The 20,816-nt window shown below is 48.0% G+C and carries 14 protein-coding genes; 1 reads left to right on the top strand and 13 read right to left on the bottom strand.

Features of this window, described 5'->3' with window-relative positions:
* Nucleotides 1–94: 94 nt before the first annotated feature.
* The 8 genes from AC1RVX_RS22145 to AC1RVX_RS22110 form a co-directional block, all read right to left on the bottom strand.
* The gene (locus AC1RVX_RS22145) at nucleotides 95–1,648 is read right to left on the bottom strand and encodes a SpoVR family protein (RefSeq protein WP_493218744.1); all 1,554 of its coding nucleotides are present in this window, start codon (nucleotides 1,646–1,648) and stop codon (nucleotides 95–97) included.
* A complete protein-coding gene (locus AC1RVX_RS22140; RefSeq protein ID WP_493218887.1) occupies nucleotides 1,645–2,919 on the bottom strand; it encodes a YeaH/YhbH family protein in 1,275 nt (424 codons plus the stop codon). Before AC1RVX_RS22140 ends, AC1RVX_RS22145 begins: the two co-directional genes overlap by 4 nt.
* Before the next feature lie 42 nt (nucleotides 2,920–2,961).
* A complete protein-coding gene (locus AC1RVX_RS22135) occupies nucleotides 2,962–4,884 on the bottom strand; it encodes a PrkA family serine protein kinase (RefSeq protein ID WP_493218743.1) in 1,923 nt (640 codons plus the stop codon).
* Nucleotides 4,885–5,339: 455 nt separating this feature from the next.
* Nucleotides 5,340–7,640 carry a putative bifunctional diguanylate cyclase/phosphodiesterase gene (locus AC1RVX_RS22130; RefSeq protein WP_493218742.1) on the bottom strand — a complete coding sequence of 767 codons (2,301 nt, stop codon included), beginning with the start codon at nucleotides 7,638–7,640 and terminating at the stop codon, nucleotides 5,340–5,342.
* Nucleotides 7,641–8,418: 778 nt separating this feature from the next.
* Nucleotides 8,419–9,231: an ABC transporter ATP-binding protein gene (locus tag AC1RVX_RS22125; RefSeq protein WP_493218741.1), complete on the bottom strand. Its 813-nt coding sequence runs from the start codon at nucleotides 9,229–9,231 to the stop codon at nucleotides 8,419–8,421.
* A 2-nt stretch (nucleotides 9,232–9,233) separates the two neighbouring features.
* A complete protein-coding gene (ntrB, locus tag AC1RVX_RS22120) occupies nucleotides 9,234–10,136 on the bottom strand; it encodes a nitrate ABC transporter permease (RefSeq protein WP_493218740.1) in 903 nt (300 codons plus the stop codon).
* A 9-nt stretch (nucleotides 10,137–10,145) separates the two neighbouring features.
* The gene (locus tag AC1RVX_RS22115; RefSeq protein WP_493218886.1) at nucleotides 10,146–11,315 is read right to left on the bottom strand and encodes a CmpA/NrtA family ABC transporter substrate-binding protein; all 1,170 of its coding nucleotides are present in this window, start codon (nucleotides 11,313–11,315) and stop codon (nucleotides 10,146–10,148) included.
* 459 nt (nucleotides 11,316–11,774) lie between these two features.
* The gene (locus tag AC1RVX_RS22110) at nucleotides 11,775–12,443 is read right to left on the bottom strand and encodes an ANTAR domain-containing response regulator (protein ID WP_493218739.1); all 669 of its coding nucleotides are present in this window, start codon (nucleotides 12,441–12,443) and stop codon (nucleotides 11,775–11,777) included.
* Between the two features lie 156 nt (nucleotides 12,444–12,599).
* Here AC1RVX_RS22110 and tsaD point away from each other — a divergent pair, with 156 nt between their 5' ends.
* A complete protein-coding gene (tsaD, locus tag AC1RVX_RS22105) occupies nucleotides 12,600–13,628 on the top strand; it encodes a tRNA (adenosine(37)-N6)-threonylcarbamoyltransferase complex transferase subunit TsaD (RefSeq protein WP_493218738.1) in 1,029 nt (342 codons plus the stop codon).
* 32 nt (nucleotides 13,629–13,660) lie between these two features.
* On the opposite strand, the gene AC1RVX_RS22100 is transcribed toward tsaD, so the two are convergent.
* The 5 genes from AC1RVX_RS22100 to AC1RVX_RS22080 all read right to left on the bottom strand — a co-directional run bounded on the left by AC1RVX_RS22100 (nucleotide 13,661) and on the right by AC1RVX_RS22080 (nucleotide 20,454).
* On the bottom strand, nucleotides 13,661–14,134 hold the full coding sequence (locus AC1RVX_RS22100) for a cache domain-containing protein (protein WP_493218737.1): 474 nt from the start codon (nucleotides 14,132–14,134) through the stop codon (nucleotides 13,661–13,663).
* A gap of 94 nt (nucleotides 14,135–14,228) precedes the next feature.
* The gene (gene plsY, locus AC1RVX_RS22095) at nucleotides 14,229–14,849 is read right to left on the bottom strand and encodes a glycerol-3-phosphate 1-O-acyltransferase PlsY (protein WP_493218736.1); all 621 of its coding nucleotides are present in this window, start codon (nucleotides 14,847–14,849) and stop codon (nucleotides 14,229–14,231) included.
* 89 nt (nucleotides 14,850–14,938) lie between these two features.
* Nucleotides 14,939–15,430: a Cys-tRNA(Pro) deacylase gene (ybaK, locus tag AC1RVX_RS22090; RefSeq protein WP_493218735.1), complete on the bottom strand. Its 492-nt coding sequence runs from the start codon at nucleotides 15,428–15,430 to the stop codon at nucleotides 14,939–14,941.
* A gap of 152 nt (nucleotides 15,431–15,582) precedes the next feature.
* Nucleotides 15,583–17,580, bottom strand: coding sequence for a S9 family peptidase (locus tag AC1RVX_RS22085; protein ID WP_493218734.1), 1,998 nt, complete (start codon nucleotides 17,578–17,580; stop codon nucleotides 15,583–15,585).
* A gap of 123 nt (nucleotides 17,581–17,703) precedes the next feature.
* Complete coding sequence (locus tag AC1RVX_RS22080; RefSeq protein WP_493218733.1) at nucleotides 17,704–20,454, bottom strand: TonB-dependent receptor plug domain-containing protein; 2,751 nt, start codon at nucleotides 20,452–20,454, stop codon at nucleotides 17,704–17,706.
* Nucleotides 20,455–20,816 lie beyond the last annotated feature (362 nt).

Below are 20,816 nucleotides of genomic sequence, written 5' to 3'. Positions count from 1 at the left end.
GTCTCCGTCTTATGATGGTCGTTTTTTATTCTATCGTATTGGCCTGCCCACGGCTATGGGCATTTCACAAGCTGATGACAACAGCGAAGAAAACTCAGGCTCTGTTGCGTTTTTCCCATTTGCACTCTTGCCTGGCCAATACTTTATTGGTCGGATCCACGGTCTCAAGATAAACATCGAACCCCCATAGCCTGGCGACATGCTTTAGCATCTCACCAGTCTGTGCATTCAGCGGGCGGCGCAAATATTGAGTATGACGCAAAGTCAACGCGCGATCCCCCTGCATATCGACTGACCAAACCTGGATATTTGGTTCGCGGTTACCCAGGTTATATTGGCCCGCCAGCTGCTCACGCAGGTAACGATAGCCTTGTTCGTCATGAATCGCAGAAATCAACAGCTTGTCTTTGCTGTCATCATCCAGGATGGCAAAAAAGTGGAAGTCACGCATCAACTTGGGTGACAGATACTGGGCAATAAAACTTTCATCCTTGAAATTACGCATGGCAAACTGCAGGGTCTTTTGCCAGTCACTGCCAGCAAAGTCGGGAAACCATTCGCGGTCTTCCGCCGTCGGTGTTTCGCATATACGGCGTATATCACGCATCATGGCAAAGCCGAGGGCATAGGGGTTAATGCCATTGAAATAGCGGCTGCTGACCGGTGGCTGGTAGACCACATTGGTATGGCTTTGTAAAAACTCCATCATGAAGCCATCGCCGACCACACCTTCTTCATACAGTTGCTGGAGGATGGTGTAATGCCAGAACGTAGCCCAGCCCTCATTCATGACCTGGGTCTGGCGCTGTGGATAAAAATACTGCGACACCTTGCGGATAATGCGCACAATTTCGCGCTGCCAGGGTTCAAGCAAAGGAGAATACTTTTCTATGAAATACAGCAGGTTTTCTTGTGGTTCTGATGGTACGCGTTGCTCGACCAGATTTTCCTGTACCTCATTGCGTCGCGGGACAGTGCGCCACAAGTCATTGACTTGTGACTGCATGTATTTTTCTCTTTCTGCCTGACGTACCCGTTCTTCAACAAGCGATATTTTGGCTGGTCGTTTGTAGCGGTCAACACCATAATTTTGCAAAGCGTGGCAAGAATCAATAATCAACTCTACCGCTTCCATGCCGTAGCGCTGCTCACAGTCAGCAACATAATTCTTGGCAAACAGCATGTAGTCAATAATCGCGTCGGCATCTGTCCAGGTACGGAACAGGTAATTGCCTTTAAAAAAGGAATTATGCCCATACGCCGCATGGGCAATCACCAATGCCTGCATGGTCAGGCTGTTTTCTTCCATCAGATAAGAAATACAGGGATTGGAGTTGATGACGATTTCGTAGGCCAGCCCCATCTGTCCACGTTTGTAGCTTTTTTCGGTAGACAGAAAATGCTTGCCAAACGACCAGTGATTGTAGGACACCGGCATCCCCACGGATGCATACGCATCCATCATCTGTTCGGCAGTGATGATTTCCAATTGATTGGGGTAGGTGTCCAGCCCAAACTGCTCTGCTACCCGGCGTATTTCTTCATGCGCCTGTTCTATCAGTTCAAAAGTCCATTCCGATTGCTCGGGTAAAGCGCGTGGATGTTTTTTTCTGGGACTGGCATGGCTGGCTTCCATGTTGGACCTCATTTCGGCTGCTTCTTGAACAATTCCCTAAAGACCGGATAAATGTCAGCCGGTGTTTCTATTTTTTGTATGGCAAAGTGTGCATGATGCTGGGCTACTTTCTCATATTCCAGCCACAGGTTCTGCGGCTGACCATCGGTAATTTCCACATAGGCATAATACTGTACCAACGGCATAATGGTATTGGTCAGCAGTTGCCCGCAGGTTGCCGAATCATTGTCCCAGTTATCACCATCCGAAGCCTGTGCAACATACACATTCCAGTCACTGGCCGTGTATCGTTCGCGCACGATCTGCGCTAACAGGTTCAGCGCGGATGATACGATGGTGCCGCCAGATTCGCGTGAATGAAAGAAAGCATCTTCATCCACTTCCATCGCTGTCGTGTGATGGCGAATAAACACCACCTCGATTTTTTCATACGCACGGGTCAGGAACAAATATAACAAAATGAAGAAGCGTTTTGCTGTATCTTTTTTCTGTTCATCCATGGAGCCGGATACGTCCAGCAAACAAAACATGACGCATTGGCTGGCCGGTTTGGGCACCTTGACCCGGTTGCTGTAGCGCAGGTCAAAAGGATCGAGAAAAGGTATTGCCAGCAAGCGCGTGCGCAGGTGATGTATTTCCTGCTTTAATTCGATCACCCTGCTATCTTTGTTGTCTGCACCAGATTCCAACAACCTGGTCATTTCCTCTTCGGCCACTTTCAGCCTGCGTGCCGATTTTCCACCAACCGCAATGCGTCGTCCCATGGCACCGCGCAGTGAACGCAAAACATGCAAGCTCGACGCCGTACCTGATGTCTTATAACCGGCACGCTGACTTTTGAAATCGGTTGTGGAAGTCAATTGCGTCTTGACCATATTCGGCAATTCCAGGTCTTCGAAGAAATAGTTCATAAATTCTTCGCGTGACAACTGAAATACGAAATCGTCTTCAGCCGGGTCTTCGCTATTGCCCCCCTGCCCTTTGCCTGAACCGCCCCCCCCACCTTTAGGCCGGGCAACCTGGTCGCCACGCTGGTATTGTTCATTACCTGGCTGCACACCTTCCCAGATACCACCATGGGTATGGCCAAAGCTTGGCTCACTGACATCCTTGACCGGTATCGATATACGTTCACCGCTCTCAATATCAGTGATGGACCGCCCTTTGACTGCACGTGCAACAGCTTCCTTGATCTGCCCCTTATAGCGTCGCAAAAAGCGCTCGCGATTCGGTGCGGATTTGTTTTTACCCTGGACACGCCGGTCAATCAGATGAACCAAAATGCTCTCCCGTTTGCCCTAAAATTCCCTGCTGTACTTCTTCATTTAGGAAGATTTCCTTACACGCAAATACCATTCACACAGCAACCGTACCTGTTTAGCGGTATAGCCTTTGGCGACCATGCGTTCGACAAATTCCTGATGCTTGTTGGAGTCATCGGCGCTGGCCTTGGCATTGAAGGAAATAACAGGTAATAATTCCTCGGTATTCGAAAACATTTTTTTCTCAATAACCGTCCGCAGTTTTTCATAACTGGTCCAGGCCGGGTTTTTACCGGCGTTCTGCGCCCTGGCCCTCAGCACGAAATTGACAATCTCGTTGCGGAAGTCTTTAGGGTTAGAAATACCTGCCGGTTTCTCGATTTTTTCCAGTTCATTATTGAGTGCATCACGATCAAAACTTTCACCGGTATCGGGATCACGGAATTCCTGATCCTGTATCCAGAAATCGGCAAAGGTTACATAACGATCAAAAATGTTTTGGCCATATTCTGAATAACTTTCCAGATAGGCGGTCTGAATTTCCTTGCCTATGAACTCTGCATAACGCTGTGCCAGGTATTCCTTGATATAAGACACATACTTTTGCTCGATTTCGGGTGCAAACTGCTCACGCTCTATCTGCTGCTCCAGCACATATAACAAATGCACTGGATTGGCGGCAACTTCAGTATTATCAAAGTTGAATACCTTGGACAAAATTTTGAATGCAAACCGGGTAGACAGTCCATTCATCCCCTCATCGACACCAGCATAATCTGCATATTCCTGCCGCGACTTGGCTTTGGGATCAGTATCTTTCAGGTTTTCGCCGTCGTACACCTGCATCTTGCTGAAGATACTGGAATTTTCTGGCTCCTTCAGGCGCGACAGCACTGCAAACTGAGCCATCATTTTCAGCGTACCGGGGGCGCATGGTGCACTTGCCAGCGAAGACGTGCGCACCAGTTTTTCGTAGATTTTTATTTCATCGTTCACCCGCAGGCAATACGGCACCTTGACGATATAAATACGGTCAAGAAAAGCCTCATTATTTTTATTGTTTTTAAATGCCTTCCATTCCGACTCATTCGAGTGAGCCAGTACTATACCTTCGAAAGGTATGGCACCAAATCCCTCGGTCCCCTTGAAATTGCCTTCCTGAGTAGCCGTCAATAATGGGTGTAAAACCTTGATAGGTGCCTTGAACATCTCGACAAATTCCATCAAGCCCTGGTTAGCCAGGCAAAGGCCGCCAGAATAGCTATAGGCATCCGGATCATCCTGCGCATATTCTTCCAGCTTGCGGATATCGACCTTACCTACCAGTGAAGAAATATCTTGATTATTTTCATCACCAGGTTCGGTTTTTGATACGGCAATCTGTTTCAAAACCGAGGGATAACGGCGTACCACGCGGAACTGGTTGATGTCGCCATTGAATTCATGCAGGCGCTTGACAGCCCACGGACTGGGGATGCTTCTCAGATAGCGACGTGGAATACCGAAATCTTCTTCCAGCAAGATACCGTCTTCCTCTTCATTGAACAGGCCCAGAGGCGATTCATTGACGGGGGAACCCTTGATGCAATAAAAGGGGATTTTCTCCATCAGAGACTTCAGGCGTTCGGCAATCGAAGATTTACCGCCACCGACTGGTCCCAGCAAATACAGGATTTGCTTGCGTTCTTCCAGGCCCTGAGCAGCATGGCGGAAATACGCCACGACCTGCTCTATGACTTCTTCCATGCCATAAAACTCGCGGAAGGCTGGATAGATTTTGATGACCTTGTTGGAAAAAATGCGCGACAGGCGCGAGTCATGGCGCGTGTCCACCAACTCAGGTTCACCGATGGCAGCCAGCATGCGTTCAGACGCACTGGCATAAACCAGCCTGTCCTTTTTACACAGATCAAGATATTCCTGCATGGAATACTCTTCTTCACGTGTTCGTTCATACCGAGCTGTGTAGTTGTCAAAGATATTCATCCCGACCTCCATGGATAAGCAAAAAGCGAATTCCGAACCGGCCTGGCAGCAGCACTAATTTCATTGCCACCAGCACACTACGACTTTAGTGTAGTTGAAATTACTAAAACGTGCAGCGCAAATTGTTACTCTATGCAAAATGTTGGGCCATAGTACTGTTGTAAAAGCGGGACGAAAAGGCATAGATGTCACAAACCGCGCTCACATCCTTTCATCCAGCATCGCAATACAACTACATTAGCTGATTTTTGCGACAACAGCGGTATAAACATAGTCACTAAATTGCGCATCATAACTATTTTCACATGCAACGCACTATCAATAGCCGACGTTGACCACTTTGTTAAATATGGTGGCAAATGAATTTGGCAGGCACATGTGCAAACGCACATAACTCTTGAAGAGAGTCCGGGATAAGGCAGAACTCATTTCATTGGTGACAAATGAAAGGGGTTCTACGCCAATTTGAACTGGTAGGGAGGGAGGTTTTCTTTTACCGGCAATTCGGCCAACAATAATTCCAGTGCCGACACTTCCAGTGGCCGATAATAATAATATCCTTGGAAAAAATCGCAGCCTATCTCTTTCAGGAAAATTTCCTGTTCCTTATTTTCCACACCCTCGGCAACGGTATGACAAGATAAGATGTTCGCCAGTGAAATAATGGCCTTGATGATCATTTCACTTTTCTTGTTATGACCAATCTGCGCCACAAATGAGCGATCAATCTTGACGCTTTGTGCCGGAAAATGACTGAGCTTGGAGAGCGATGAATAGCCAGTACCAAAATCATCAATCGCAATACTGAAACCACGTGCCTTGAGTTCATCCAGGTGGTGGATGGTCAGGATTTCATTAGCGATCAAGCCGGTTTCGGTAATCTCAAATTCCAGATAAGACGAAGCTATACTATGGCGCTGGCAGCATTCATCTACCAGTTGTAACAAATCGCTGCGGGCAATATCTGTCACAGACAAATTCAGGGCAACCACGGGGCAATCGCCAAAGCGGTTTAACCAGTCACGTATCTGACTGCATACCTGGTCCATGACAAAATTGCTGATCAGGCGTATCAGCGAAGCCCGCTCGGCTATCGGTATAAATTCAGCGGGTGGTACATTGCCTAATGTGGGAGATTCCCAACGCAACAAGGCTTCCAGACCGGCGATATTGCCATCTTGCGCTACCTTAGGCTGATAGACGAGGCGGAATTCATTTTGTTTCAGGCCATTGACGATGCCGACTTCAATTTCGACACTACGCCGTATTTGCTGCGCATCCTCTTCATCAAACAGGGTTACGCTCTGATCACTGGAACGGCGTGCTGTATCCAGCGCAACTTCACTGCGGCGTATCAAATCATCCGGAAGTTTGTCATCTGGTCGCACCAGAGCAATGCCTGCTGAAAACTGCACCAGCAGATTTTCACCGTTAATTTCCAGTTCTTTGGGCAAGTTGTTGCGAACTTTTTCTACCAGCTTGATGATCTCGCCCGGTGTGCGTGAGTGTTCCACCACAAACGAAAAAACAATGCTGCGCAGACGTGCGCAAAAACAGTTTTTGGGCAATGCGCGTGACAATTCTTCGGCAAAACGTCGTAACAGGATATCACCGGTGTGGGCACCAAACTGCTGGTTGGCATGCCGTATACTGTTCAAACGAAAGGAAACCAGAGCCGTCACCTTGCTGTCGTCATTGTCCGCCAGAATGTCATGCAGATGGCTGCGCAACATGTCACGATTGGGCAAATTGGTCAGGGCATCGTGCCGGCTAAGGTAATCTTCGCGTTCCAGACTCAATTGCAAAGCATGATGCATCGAATGCAAGCCAGAAACATCTCTGAGAGCAACAATATAATGATCAGTCGATGTCTGCGAGATATTTTCCAGCGCGACCAATTTGCCGTCACGCGTACGATAGGCAGACATTCGCATATTTTCAGATTCATCACTGTTCGGACTTTTCAGGCGCACACTGTTATCCAGTGACAACCAGGCAAACAGCGCCAACTCTTCATCTTTATCAGCATGACGCCCCAGCAAATTGTTGGCGAGTTGGTTTGCTTGCAATATTTGACCACTGGCATCCGTCAACAGCAAAGCTGTACCAGCATTTTGAAACACTTCTTCATATTGTGCATGACTGACCGTCAGCGCATCGCTTGCCTGGCGATAGCGTTTCGCAGAAACATCCAGTTCATGCAAAACGCGAAACACTGCCAGTGGGACACAGGTATTAAAAAATAAAAATAATAAAGACTGAATATAGGTATTACTGGCCGGGAGCGTAACGTCAAAACCGGAAATGCTGAAAACAGGCCGATTCATCAACAGTAACAGGAAAGGAAGTATATTGAATACCATCAACCCCATAGCCAGCCTGGTACCAAAGAACAGGCGCGCGATAATAGGCGTGGTGTAAATGAAAATATAGCCAAATTTGGCTATTTCATACTGATTGACAAAGCTGACAATGGAAAAGGCAGACGCATAAACCGTGCCTATTAATATAGCAGCACCAGCACGCAAGTGATGGGATGAATAATACAAACCCAGTGCCAGCACGACGTAGAAAAAACCAACGACCCACAACACTTGATAGGCACCAACTGCGATTGCGTCCAAAGAACTGTGAATCGCCACGGCAGCTTCCAGCACGAAGCCGGACATCAAAATGATACGTAGTGCGCTTAATTTCCATGCGGCGTGCTCAGCAGGCGTTAATGCATTTTCATTAAGAAAAAGCCAGCGAAACATGTTATGTATTGGAATAAGAAGCTAAAGTCTATTGTCGAAAACCGAATACCCACCAGCATAAATGCCAGCGCAACGGTCAGAAAATGTGCAGCCTGATTGCCGTGTCGCCGCCTTGTTTTGCTGAACGAATTGAGCACCCATTCGTTGTCAACGTTCTCTGGAAAAACGATGAAGAAATGTTTCCAAAATCAAGCAGCATTCTCTCATAGATTTATATCATTTCCGCGTTAACCGTGATGATTTACAAATCTTTAATGAAAATTAGTTTTCATTAATTGATTTTTATTTGACGATTAATTTTCAAAATATTTATTTTTTTGATCAATTCAATCAATATGAATCAAATTACAACCACACTCAATCAAAGACGACCAGTCTAATATTTTCCGCGAGCAAAACAAAAGAAATGAAACCATGAGCCTTGATTGGGTAAATGTACGGGACTGCACAGAGTATGGTAATCCCTGCAAATACCAGCACCACTGAAGCTAGTTGCTTGGTTAGACAGTTTTTCCAAAGATTTTAGGTCAGCAAATATCAATCACAATCAAAGTTTCGATTATTTACTGCATCCGCCTTTTGAAAGCTATTCGACTTTGCCTGCCATGGACACAACCATTGTCAATTCGTTACAGGTATTTGAAATGATATGGGTTGCACAGGCATTCCAGTGACCAGCACGCATAATGCAATCACCGTATACCAAATCAAGTCTGGCATACGGTATTGTCGCCCCAATTAAATTGGGGCCAATTTCAGTGCATCACATACGTAGAAATTATGCTGCATCATGTACAGGATGCGACTGACGGTGATATAAAAATTCCAGCACTTCTGTCCTGTATTCTGCATATTTGGTATTTTGCGCCAGAGCAACACGGTCACGCGGCCTTTCCAGGTCCACTTTCAAGATTTCGCCGATAGTCGCAGCCGGGCCGTTCGTCAGCATCACGATGCGGTCTGACAGCAATACAGCTTCGTCCACATCATGCGTCACCATCACCACGGTCGACTGGGTCTTGGCAACAATCTTCAATAGTTCATCTTGCAAGTGGGCACGTGTCAATGCATCCAGTGCACCGAAGGGTTCATCCATGAGCAAAACTTTCGGTTCTATCGCCAGTGCGCGGGCAATGCCGACACGCTGTTTCATACCGCCAGAAATTTCATTCGGACGTTTTTTTTCTGCATGCGTCAGCCCGACCAGCGACAATGCCTGCATGGTGCGTTTCTGCAATTTGGTGTTGTTTTCGGTTGCACCAAATACGCGCTCTACTGCCAGGAAAACATTTTCATAGCATGTCAGCCAGGGAAGCAAGGAATGATTTTGAAACACCACACCACGTTCCGGGGACGGGCCGGAAATTTCACGGTTGGCGCAAATCAATGTGCCTGAAGTAGCATTGCTTAGCCCCGCGATCAGGTTCAGTAAGGTTGACTTGCCGCAGCCAGAGTGGCCAATGAGGGTAATAAATTCACCCTTGGCGACGTTCAGATTAATATCGCGCAAAGCGTGAAAACTACCTTTACGGGTATTGAAGACCATTTCTACCTGATTGATGGCAATATACTTGCTGTCGATTTCGTTCATGATCATGCTCCCACATCTTCATAAGTAAAGGCGCGTGCAATCGCCACCAGGATTTGTTCAAGTATCAGCCCCACCATACCGATCACCACGATGGCGATAATGATATGTGGCACATTCAGGTTATTCCATTCATCCCATACCCAGAAACCGATACCGACACCGCCTGTCAGCATTTCTGCCGCCACAATCACCAGCCAGGCCGTACCTATCGCAAGGCGTACACCCGTCAACATATAAGGCAATACCGAAGGCAGCAAAATTTTGGTGATGATTTTCCATTCAGACAAATTGAGTACCCTGGCCACGTTCATATAGTCTTGCGGCACACGCTGAACACCAATAGCGGTATTGATGATCATGGGCCAGATTGAGCAGATAAAAATCGACCAGATCGCCGCCGGGTGTGCCGACTTGAATACCAATAGACCTATCGGCAACCAGGCCAGGGGTGACACCGGCTTCAACAGGCTGATGATGGGATTAAACATGCCCGACAGGAATTTAAAGCGCCCAATCAAGAAGCCCAGAGGAATGCCCACTGCCGCCGCCAGCCCAAAACCCACCGCCACCCGTTTCAGGGACGCATAGATATTCCAGCCTATACCCTGGTCGTTTGGTCCCTTTTGATAAAAGGGATCAGAGAATACCTTGATGGCTTCCTGCAAAGTCACCCAGGGTGAAGGAAAAGTACTGTTTTTGACTGCGATAATTTCCCAGATCAGGATCAGCATCCCTATACCGAATAGCGGTGGAAGCACGCTCAGAAAAAAGGGGCGGAATGAACGCTGCTTCTTTACAGTAGAATTTTTCACTGGTTTCACCTTTGGCGGTTTGAGTTCGACGACTGCCGATTCGGTTTTTTCCACAGCGGGCTCTTGCATTGCACCATGTACCAAGGTATTCATTGCGACTCCTTAAGCCTTGATTTTGAAGGAAGCTGCATAGGCAGCCGGATTTTTCCCATCCCAGACCGTACCATCCATGAACTTGCTGCTGCGCATGACATCTTTGGGAACAGACACCTTGGCCATGGCCGCCGCATCTTTATAAACATCGATACGATTGACGGCTTTAGCCACTGCCAGATAATCAGGGTCCGTCTTCAGCAAACCCCAGCGCTTATGCTGAGTCAGGAACCACATGCCGTCAGACAGATAAGGGAAGTTCACTGCTCCGTCATTAAAGAATTTCATATAGTTAGGGTCGTCCCAGGTCTTGCCCAAACCATTTTGATAGCGTCCCAAAATACGCTGATTGATGACATCGACTGACGTGTTCACATAGGATTTGTCAGCAATGGTTTCTGCCATCTTGGTCTTGTTGGACAACGAGGCATCGATCCAGCGTCCGGCTTCCAGGATCGCAGCAACCATGGCGCGTGCAGTATTCGGATATTTCTGCACAAATTCGGATGTAGTGCCCAATACTTTTTCCGGATGATCTTTCCAGATATCCTGGGTCGTAGTTGCCGTGATGCCGATGCCGTCGGCAATCGCCCTGTGATTCCATGGTTCACCCACACAGTAACCATCCATATTGCCAACGCGCATATTCGCTACCATCTGCGGTGGTGGCACGGTAATGACCTTGGCATCTTTCATGGGATTGATGCCGTGTGCCGCCAACCAGTAGTACAACCACATGGCGTGGGTACCAGTAGGAAAGGTCTGGGCGAAAGTATATTCGCGCTTGTCGGTCTGCATGAGCTTGGCCAGCCCAGCCCCGTCTACCGCACCTTTTTCAGCCAGCTTTTTGGACAGCGTGATGGCCTGACCATTATTATTCAGCGTCATCAGTACAGACATATCTTTCTTGTTGCCGCCAACACCCAGTTGGACGCCGTACAGCAAGCCATACAAGACATGGGCAGCATCCAGCTCGCCATTGACCAGCTTGTCACGTACGCTGGCCCATGATGATTCTTTGGTTGGGATAATCTTGATACCATATTTCTTGTCAAAGCCAAGAACAGAGGCCATCACCACGGATGCGCAATCTGTCAGGGGAATAAAGCCGATATGCACCTCTTCTTTTTCCGGCTTGTCTGAACCGGCTGCCCATACGCCACCTGTACTCAAACCCATGATGCCAGCTCCCGTTGCCAATGCAGCGCTTTGCAATAAATTGCGACGTTTGAAATTCGGTTCATGATCTTCCCGCTTGTTGACATCAATGATGAGAGATTTTTTATTCGATTCCTGATTCGACATGTCTGCACTCCAGCCTGAGAAAGTTTTTCTGCAACGAAAAAAGGTGTCATTCCACTTGGTAAAAACCAGTAGAAAGACACCTTTGTCTAATGAGGTGACCGCCGTTAGTCAGTCTCATTTAATTGTTAGCACCAGCGTTGGCACTTTCTCTTTCATTAGCAATTGCCGTGCCAGACCAGATTTAAGCGTTGTGCATCCTTAATTTATCCAAGTGAAACAAAGCTGACAACTTGCAGGCATCATTTCGCACCGGAATGACGCAGCGCACCAATTACACGCACAAACTTGGACTCCAATTCGCAGTGCATCTCATTGACCACGAGGAAAACGGGTCTACCCACCGAGCAAATCGGCGACATCCAACATGCGTTGCGCCAGATCGACCAGTTTCAAGTTTTTTTCCATGGCTTGCTTACGCATTTTTTGGTAAGCCTCGTTTTCTGACAAATTATGCCGTTCCATCAACAAGCCCTTGGCACGTTCTATGGTTTTGCGTTCTACCAGCTTGGCCTTGGTATCGGACAATTCGCTGCGCAGCTTCTGGTCGGCGTTGAAGCGGGCCATGGCGACATCCAGCACAGGCTTGATACGGTCTGATTGTAGCCCGGCGACGACATAGGCCGACACACCGGCTTCCATGGCGGCTGCCATATTCGATTGGTTACCATCTTCGGTAAACAATACGATGGGGCGGGGGGCGTCACGAGTCACCATCACCATATGTTCAAGCACGTCACGCGAATCTGATTCGGCATCAATGATGATCATATCTGGTTGTAGTTGTGCTATCCGCTCGCTCATATACATATCACCGGGGATTACGGCGATGATGTTATAGCCTGCCTGCAGCAGCCCTATGCGCAGGGCGCGTGAACGCGCCAGTTGCGCCTGCGCGTCTTCATGCAACTCATCCTCGGTCTGTATGACCGTATTCACCACAACGATACGCAAACTGGGTGAAACAGGCATTGTCGCATTAACACTATTCTGTTTGGTGCGCATAGATAGGCCATGGCAGATATAATCTAGGTATGCGTTCTTTAGCAAGATTCGCACCAATCCGCCACATTATTTAAGTAAAAGCATCATTTCCTGCCATTCAATGGCCCGCTCCTGGGGTTCGGACAAGGCTGTGCTCTGCGCAATTTAGAAATTAACATGATAGTTCTTGGAGTTGAATCTTCCTGCGATGAAACTGGCCTGGCCATTTACGATACTGAACAGGGGCTGCTTGCCCATGCCCTGCATTCACAAATCGCCATGCATCAGGAATACGGCGGTGTCGTGCCGGAACTGGCGTCGCGCGACCATATCCGGCGTGCTCTGCCCCTGCTGACGGAAGTGTTGAACAAATCAGGACTGGAGAAACAGCAGATTGATGCGATTGCCTACACCCAGGGGCCTGGCTTGGCTGGTGCCCTGCTGGTAGGTGCATCTGTCGCCTGCGGACTGGGCCTGGCGTTGGACAAGCCGGTATTGGGTGTACATCACCTGGAAGGCCATTTGCTGTCACCCTTACTAGCCAGCAAACCACCGGAATTTCCCTTCATTGCCTTGCTGGTGTCGGGTGGCCATACTCAATTGATGCGCGTTGATGGTGTAGGCCGCTATCAATTGCTGGGAGAAACACTGGACGATGCCGCTGGCGAAGCTTTTGACAAGTCTGCCAAATTGCTGGGCTTGTCTTACCCTGGCGGTCCGGCCATTTCACGTATGGCAGAATTTGGTGATCCTGCGGCTTATAAATTCCCGCGTCCCATGCTGCATTCCAAAGATTTGAATTTCAGCTTTTCAGGTTTGAAAACAGCCGTCCTGACCGTAGTCAAAAATCATCCTGCCAATATTTGCGAGCAGGATAAAGCCAATATCGCCCGTGGTTTTGTCGATGCCATTGTGGATGTGCTGACAGCCAAGTGTGTGACAGCCATCCGCGAGAGCGGGTTAAAGCGGCTGGTGATAGCCGGAGGTGTCGGTGCCAATCAGCAATTGCGTGCATCCTTGAATGCAGCCGCACAAAAACGCCGCTTTCAGGTCTATTACCCGGAGTTGGAATTTTGTACCGACAACGGTGCGATGATCGCCTTTGCCGGTGCCATGCGACTCAAAAAAAATCCCGCGCTGGCAACACGGGAATATGGTTTTAATGTGCGGCCACGCTGGCCTTTGCAGGAACTGCCAGAAGCCTGACGAGCAAAGCCCGTCATCAGTCCGGGCTGGTCTTACTTGTAAATGCCACAACCCACAATCACGTTCTCATATTTTTCTATATACATGGACTTGGGTTCTATTTGCTTGTTGGTCGGATTAACAAATTTATAGTCTTGCCAACCTTTGCCCTTGGTCTTAGCCATTTCCAAGCGTTCACGAATGAAAAATTTACCATCCACGTCGGTCAGGTCTATCATGTCTTTACCAACCATCTTGGGATTCAAGTGTGCGATATTTTTGCCCTTCAAGTCGTATACGACTATATATAGATCCCGGTCTTGATACTGTCCGTCACGTTTATTGACTTCAGCGATGGTTGCATCAACCCCATGCTTTTTCATGGCATCAATCGCTTTTTGTACCATGGCTTTTGCCTCGTTGGCAGTGCCATGTTCGGCAGCACCTGCTGGCATGTTCATTAGCGTCAGCATAAAACTGAGCAGGCACATCTTCAGGAAACGTAGACGGTAAGTGCTCGCAATCATTTCCAACTCCATGTTATTAAGTAAACAAAAATTCTTAGCTTCTCAGTTCCAGCATAATTAACAAACTGAAAATAATCTAGCGCTATTTACAATATCACTTCTTTTTGTCACTGTCTTTCTTGCTGCCCAAGCGACTCTCCTTACCATTCATCAAATTCACGATATTTTGGCGGTGACGATATATCAGCAAACCACTCATCACAAATACCGCCAGCAATTTGATATCCGGTCCAAACAGGAATCCATAATACAAAGGCGCAAAAATAGCCGCAATCAATGCCGCCAGCGAAGAGTAACGGAAGGCGAATGCCACCATCATCCAGGTAACCAGTGTCGCCACACCCAGCCAGATATCAATACCAATCAATACCCCGGCAGCCGTCGCCACGCCTTTGCCACCAACAAATTTGAAAAACACCGGCCACAAATGTCCCAGAAAAACTGCAATCGCCACCAAAGCAATGCTGCCATCATCCAGGCCAAACCGGGTTGCATAGGTGCTGGCCAGCCAGACTGCCAGCCAGCCCTTGACGCCATCACCCAGCAGTGTCAATACTGCCGCAGCCTTGTTACCACTGCGCAGAACATTGGTTGCACCAGGATTTTTTGACCCATAGGTACGCGGGTCAGCCAGACCAAACAATTTGCTCACGACCACAGCAAACGACAGTGAACCGATCAGGTAAGCAGCAATGGCTGCCAGTATTGTATTCATCTTGATCCTTATTCTTCATGGGGGCAAAATCCCCGCAAGTATATGCCAGCAGCCAGCGCATCTGGCAAAAACCGGTTCAGTCTGACAAATTACTCTTCCAGGGCGCAGTCAACAGGGCGGGCCTGCAACAGGCTTTCCAGCAAACCCGGAGCAATACCGACCAGATAACCGCGCTGGCCACCATTGATGTAAATCCTGGCTAAAGCCAGTATGCTGCGTTCTACATACACGGGCATGGCTTTTTTTGTGCCAAAGGGTGAAGTACCACCAACCAGATAGCCAGAATGCTTTTGCGCGTTTTCTGGCTTGCAAGGCTCTACCGATTTGCAGCCTATCTGTCTTGCCAGGTTTTTGGTCGACACCTTTCTGTCACCGTGCATCAGTACGATCAAAGGTTTGGCAGCTTCATCCTGCATCACCAAAGTTTTCACAACGGCATGCTCATCTACCCCCAATTCGCGTGCAGACACGGCTGTACCACCATGTTCTTCATAGGCATATGGATGTTCAGAAAACTCTGCCTTGTGCCTGCGCAGGAATTGGGTAGCCGGGGTTACCGAAACATGTTCTTTCTTGGCCAAAATAACGCTCTCAAAAACAGGATTTGCAAAATATACCGGTGCAAATTATAGCGTTCGATGAGCAACTTGCATAATTTGCTCATCAATTCTTGAAGAAGAATAAAAAAACCGACAGGTAAAGCTGCCGGTTTTAAATTTTCATGCCATGACTATTATTTTTTGGCGGCAGGGGAATCGTCGCCTATATATTTATCTATGAAGCGCAGCATTGCTTCACCCCATTTGATATTGTTGCTCTCTTTCGCCCAGCCATGGCCTTCACCGGTAAAAACCATCCATTCCACGGTATTGCCTTGTGCCAGCAACTTGTCGCGCATTTTTTCACCATGAATCAGCGGAACCCTGACATCATTGCTACCATACGCCATCAAGACCGGTGCTTTGATCTTGCTGGCGTTTTCTATCGCTGACACTTTATGGAAATAAGCATCATCAGTTTTAGGGTCACCATGCATTTTTGCGCCCATATTATCCATGTAAGGGCCGGACATATCTGACCAGTTGACTGTGAAGAGCATTTTGACATCAGTCACACCTACCCAATTAACGCCGCATTTATATAGATCAGGGTCTTTCACAAGGCCGTACATGGTGGCATAACCACCATAACTGGCACCGATGATACAGACACGATTCTTGTCAACGATACCCTGCTTCACCAGATTCTCCACCCCGTCAGTAACATCGTCCTGCATAGCCAGGCCCCATTGCTTCCAGCCGGCGGTGTGATGCTTCCAGCCGAAGCCGGTAGACATGCGGAATTGTGGCTGTAAAACGGCATAGCCGCGCGATGCCAGCATTTGTGTAATGGCGTCATAGCCATGGTGGTCACGGGCATGCGGACCGCCATGAATATACGCGACCAGAGGCAGGTTTTTCGCTGGTACACCCTCAGGCAAAGTCAGGTACGCTGGAATATCCAATCCATCGCGTGCCTTGTAATTGATCACCTTTTTAGCCGATAATTTCTTGCCTTCAAACTCAGGCCTGGCCACATACACAGGTTCCAGCACTTTTTTCTCAGTGTCGTAAAAGTACACAGCGCCGGCGTTATTGTCGCCACGCACCACCACAACGGCATTTTTACCGCTCCACTGGAAGGAAACCTCTTGCCCAGGAAAACTTGCCCGTAACGTTGCGTCCAGTTTGGCATAGTCATCGTCAAAGAAAATAACTTCAGGCAACATGCCGTCTACGCTGACACCGACCAGCTTTTTACGCTGACTGTCCAGTTCCAGATCTGAGACGTCAACGTCGGGGTGATCTGCCACCATCTCGCCCACCGTCTGCTTGGCGAAGTCCCATATATACACGGCCATTTTGTCACGTCCCTTAAAGCGGCCTGCCACCAGTAAGGTTTTATTGTCAAAGTCAAAGCCAAGCGGATGCATTTCCTTGCCTTCATCCAGGTAAGCCAGATGGATTGCTTTCCACGGAGTGTTCTCGGCATCACGGTAATACACCACCTGTTTGATGCGCTTATTGTCCGGATCAACACTTGTGGACACAGCGACACGTATGACATTGTTATGGTCAAGTATCCAGTCACCAACCTTGCCCGGGTTGTCAAAGGTCAGCAGTTTGGTCCTGCCCGTGACGGTATCCAGGCGCAACACATCAGAAGCCCCTAATTCGGCATCCCTGCCGCGCTGGTTATTGATAACGATCAGGTCATTACTGCCATCAAAAACACGTGCCAGTACGGAAAATGGCTTGTAAGCGGTATTGCCACTACGCGCCTCTTTCCTTGTAGGTACTAGTTTGCGGAAAGCAGATCCGTCACTGTTGACGGCGAACAGGCCGCCGGCGTCATTGTCTTCCATCACGACATCACTGCCACGGCTCATGCTGAATACCAGACGTTTGTCATTGATCCAGCGTGGCGCAATGATGTCGAATTCTGAATCTCCTGCAATCACTGTAGGCTGACGCGAATCAAGACGGATAATGGCCAGCACAAAACGTCCATTACGTGGTATCAGCACAGCCATGCTTTGCCCATCAGGGGACAAGACCGGACTACCACTGAACTGCGCTTTCTTAAAGAAATCTGCCACCGGGATGGATTTATCTGCGTATGCTGGCAAATTCACCGCGCCTGCCACACACAATATGCTGGCAAAAACGGTCTTGATAATTTGTTTTTTCACGAATTATTCCTCTCAGAAGAATCTGTTTTTGTCATTGTATTTTTTATCGTTACGCGTCAAAAAAACGTTTTAGAAAAAATAAGTGCCGGAATCGGTGATTCCGGCACTTATCAACTTATAAAATTACTTGAATTTGTAAGAAGCAGAGATTTGGAAGTAACGACCCACAACATCATGCAAACTGGTAATTGCAGCAACTGCTTGTGTTGAAGTTGCACTTGGCGCAAACGGAGGCATGCGATCTAATACGTTCCGGATTGCAAAGCTCAGTGTCAAGTCTTTCATAAAACCTGAATAACTGCCCCCCAAATTAAACGTTGTGAAAGATGGAATATCTTTACACAAATTGGCATATCCCTGAGTCTCAAATACACATGGTTGCGTAAAGTCACCATTGGAAGACATGTGACCAATATGCACTGCATCCAGAGACAGTTTCCAGGCTGCTTTTTCCCACGCTATACCTGCAGTGGCCTGAACACGTGGTTGATTACGGGAGCCGGCATATTCAATCGCTTCTGCCTCAGGTGAAGGCGCAGATTTGTAAGAATGGTTATAAGTCACTTTGAAGTCCGGTTTCAAATGACCATATTCACCCAGGTTAAAGTTACCATTGACATCCAGATCGACACCGCGAACTTGCGTGGTTGCCACATTAGTCAGCAACAATCTGAGGTTGGTAATTTCACCGGCAGTTGCACCAGCAGCTTTGTCAGCTGCACTCAAAGGATCACGAGTGATAACTGCAGCGGGATTGCCTGCATAACGACCAGGATTTGCCAATACCGTCGTCAGATCAAATGTCGAGATTTCATCCTTGCGTTTGATTTGCCAAAAATCCAGGCTGGCATTCAACCAGGTGGTTGGCTCCCATACCAGACCCAAAGTAAAGCTGTCTGCTGTTTCTGGTTTCAAGGCTGGGTTAGAGCCACTTTCATAAGAGCTACTCCACTGGCAGCCATTCTTGAATTGAGCGTTGCAACGCTCAGGATCACGATAAGACAAGAATGCCTTCAGAATCTGGGTAGAGTTTTCTACCAGCGTCGGTGCACGGAAACCAGTTGCGTAGGTACCACGCACCATCAATGTCGGATTAATATTCCATTTCAAACCCACTTTCGGTGTCGTCGAATTGCCGTAATCGGAGTAACGGTCATAACGTGCCGCAAGCTGACCTTCCAGGGTTTTGAAAATAGGTACCGACAATTCAGCATAGGTGGATGCAATATTGCGGCCACGCGTATAGCCTGGTTGTGATTGCGCCCTATGGTACAAGGCACCATCGATGGATAATTGTGAAGGATTGACTTCCAGGGTTTCACGACGCGCTTCCGCACCAACTGCGATGGACAATGGGCCAGCTGGCAATTGCATCAATTCACCAGAGACTTTGGCGTCCCACATATACATGCCAGATTTGAAGTTGTCTGCAGAGTCAGTCACAATTTTCTTGTACAGGTCAGCGTTTTGCGCTGAACTGCCAAACAGGAAAGTACCATTGTTGTAGGCGGCGATAAATGGTGCCGCCAACAAACCTGCAGTCGCCTTGGATTCAACTTTGCTGGTGTTATACATCAGCGCAGATTCCCAATCCCAGTTTGAATAAGTGCCTTTCAAGCCTCCCAGATAACGACCGAAATCAGTCGTATTTTCCAAGCCCTGCCCCGGAAAATCCTTCAGGGATGCACGCACGCGTACGGTACCGTTACCACCGGCCAAGGTCTTGCCCGTGACCGGATCGATCAACTCAGCAGGGTATTGTGGATGGGTAATTGGCAAAGGCCCGGTATCCAGTCCGTTTTGGCCAGCAAACCAGTGCGGTAAACCGGTAACGGTGGCTTTATTCTGGTTGTACATGATCTCGGCAAATGCAGTCATATCGGCATTCACTTGCCATGTACCGCGGCTGGTCAAACCAACACGGTCTGTTTTGCCACCAGAATTCACTGATGCGTCTTTCAAGTCATCAAATACGCAGGCCGTACCCAATGTCCCTGCACCGAAGAAAGTATCGGCTGGAACGAGGTTATTGGCCGGGCAATTCTTATCCAGAGATCGGGAAACAAATTTGCCAGTCGCTTTGTCAGTCCAATAAATATTACCAGGGAAAGTGTATAGAGACCGGTTATCTTTATAGCCGTATGGACGCAGATCTTCCGTGCTCAAGTAACCGTCACGCTTGCTAATGAACATAGGCTTACGTTGACGAATGTCCAGGGTTGCGTAGACATTGTAGTGGTCTTCAACCAGACTACCGAAACCATAACTCAGGGAAGTACGTGCTTCTTCGCCATCATGTCTTTGCGATTGCGAAAGTGAACCTGTGATTTCCGCCCCCTGATAACTGTCGCGCAAAATAATGTTAACTACACCAGCCATCGCTTCAGAACCATAGATCGCCGATGCACCGTCTTTCAATACCTCAATACGGTCTACCGCACCAATAGGTACAGAATTCAAATCCACAAACGTGGTTTGATACTCAGGTTGCGCATAAGCAGCCAGGCGGCGGCCATTGATCAGCACCAGTGTTGCCTGGCTACCAATACCACGCAGATTCAGGCCTGATGCACCAGCCGTAAAACCATTGGTACGATTTTCATCAATCCCCCCCGTATTGGCAGAGATGGTTTTAAGTACATCAGTCAATGAGGTTGCACCACCACGTACGATTTCATCGCGGCTGATCACTTGCACCGGTGATGCGGTTTCGTAATTGATGCGCTTGATTTTTGAACCAGTCACTTCCACTTTCTGGACTTTTTCTGCCTTCTTTTCGTCCTCTTGCGTGGTGGTTACCTGCGCCAAAACGCCTGTAGTGATGGAGAACAGTCCTATACCGGACAATGCAAATGTAAGACGACTCAGCTTCATGAATTACCTTTCTGTTTTAATTTTTTCGATGCAAGCGCGTTCCTCCTCTCAATATCGTCGTGACCGCAAAGAACAAGGACTTCAACATCATTCCCTCCCTCGATCCAGCAACACACCATTCGACAGCGAACTGCGTCCTTCAAAAACAAGTTGCGCCATCTGTTTTTGGTGTATTTTTTTTCAAAGCCACCACGTACATTGAAAGAAATTTGATTATGAGCCGTTACAGAATGTTACTTACAGAGTTTTTACCGACACATTTTTGAGAGAGCATCTGGAGTTTGTTAAATTTTGAAATATTGTTTTTGTTTTTTTCACAAAAAGAACGTTTTTTTATGAAATTTATCGCCCTGTCAAAATTA

Source organism: Undibacterium sp. GW821-FHT11B02, from assembly GCF_058808955.1.
The sequence above is the reverse complement of the archived record's forward strand: the minus strand, read 5'-3'. Positions and strand labels throughout refer to the sequence as shown.

Bases quoted from the DNA above. Each gene is read 5' to 3' on its own strand.
- AC1RVX_RS22135 (WP_493218743.1), bottom strand. From the start codon at position 4,884: ATGAATATCTTTGACAACTACACAGCTCGGTATGAACGAACACGTGAA.
- AC1RVX_RS22115 (WP_493218886.1), bottom strand. From the start codon at position 11,315: ATGGGTTTGAGTACAGGTGGCGTATGGGCAGCCGGTTCAGACAAGCCG.
- AC1RVX_RS22110 (WP_493218739.1), bottom strand. From the start codon at position 12,443: ATGCGCACCAAACAGAATAGTGTTAATGCGACAATGCCTGTTTCACCC.
- AC1RVX_RS22080 (WP_493218733.1), bottom strand. From the start codon at position 20,454: ATGAAGCTGAGTCGTCTTACATTTGCATTGTCCGGTATAGGACTGTTC.
- AC1RVX_RS22125 (WP_493218741.1), bottom strand. From the start codon at position 9,231: ATGAACGAAATCGACAGCAAGTATATTGCCATCAATCAGGTAGAAATG.
- AC1RVX_RS22145 (WP_493218744.1), bottom strand. From the start codon at position 1,648: ATGAGGTCCAACATGGAAGCCAGCCATGCCAGTCCCAGAAAAAAACAT.
- tsaD (WP_493218738.1), top strand. From the start codon at position 12,600: ATGATAGTTCTTGGAGTTGAATCTTCCTGCGATGAAACTGGCCTGGCC.
- AC1RVX_RS22100 (WP_493218737.1), bottom strand. From the start codon at position 14,134: ATGATTGCGAGCACTTACCGTCTACGTTTCCTGAAGATGTGCCTGCTC.
- plsY (WP_493218736.1), bottom strand. From the start codon at position 14,849: ATGAATACAATACTGGCAGCCATTGCTGCTTACCTGATCGGTTCACTG.
- AC1RVX_RS22130 (WP_493218742.1), bottom strand. From the start codon at position 7,640: ATGTTTCGCTGGCTTTTTCTTAATGAAAATGCATTAACGCCTGCTGAG.
- ntrB (WP_493218740.1), bottom strand. From the start codon at position 10,136: ATGAATACCTTGGTACATGGTGCAATGCAAGAGCCCGCTGTGGAAAAA.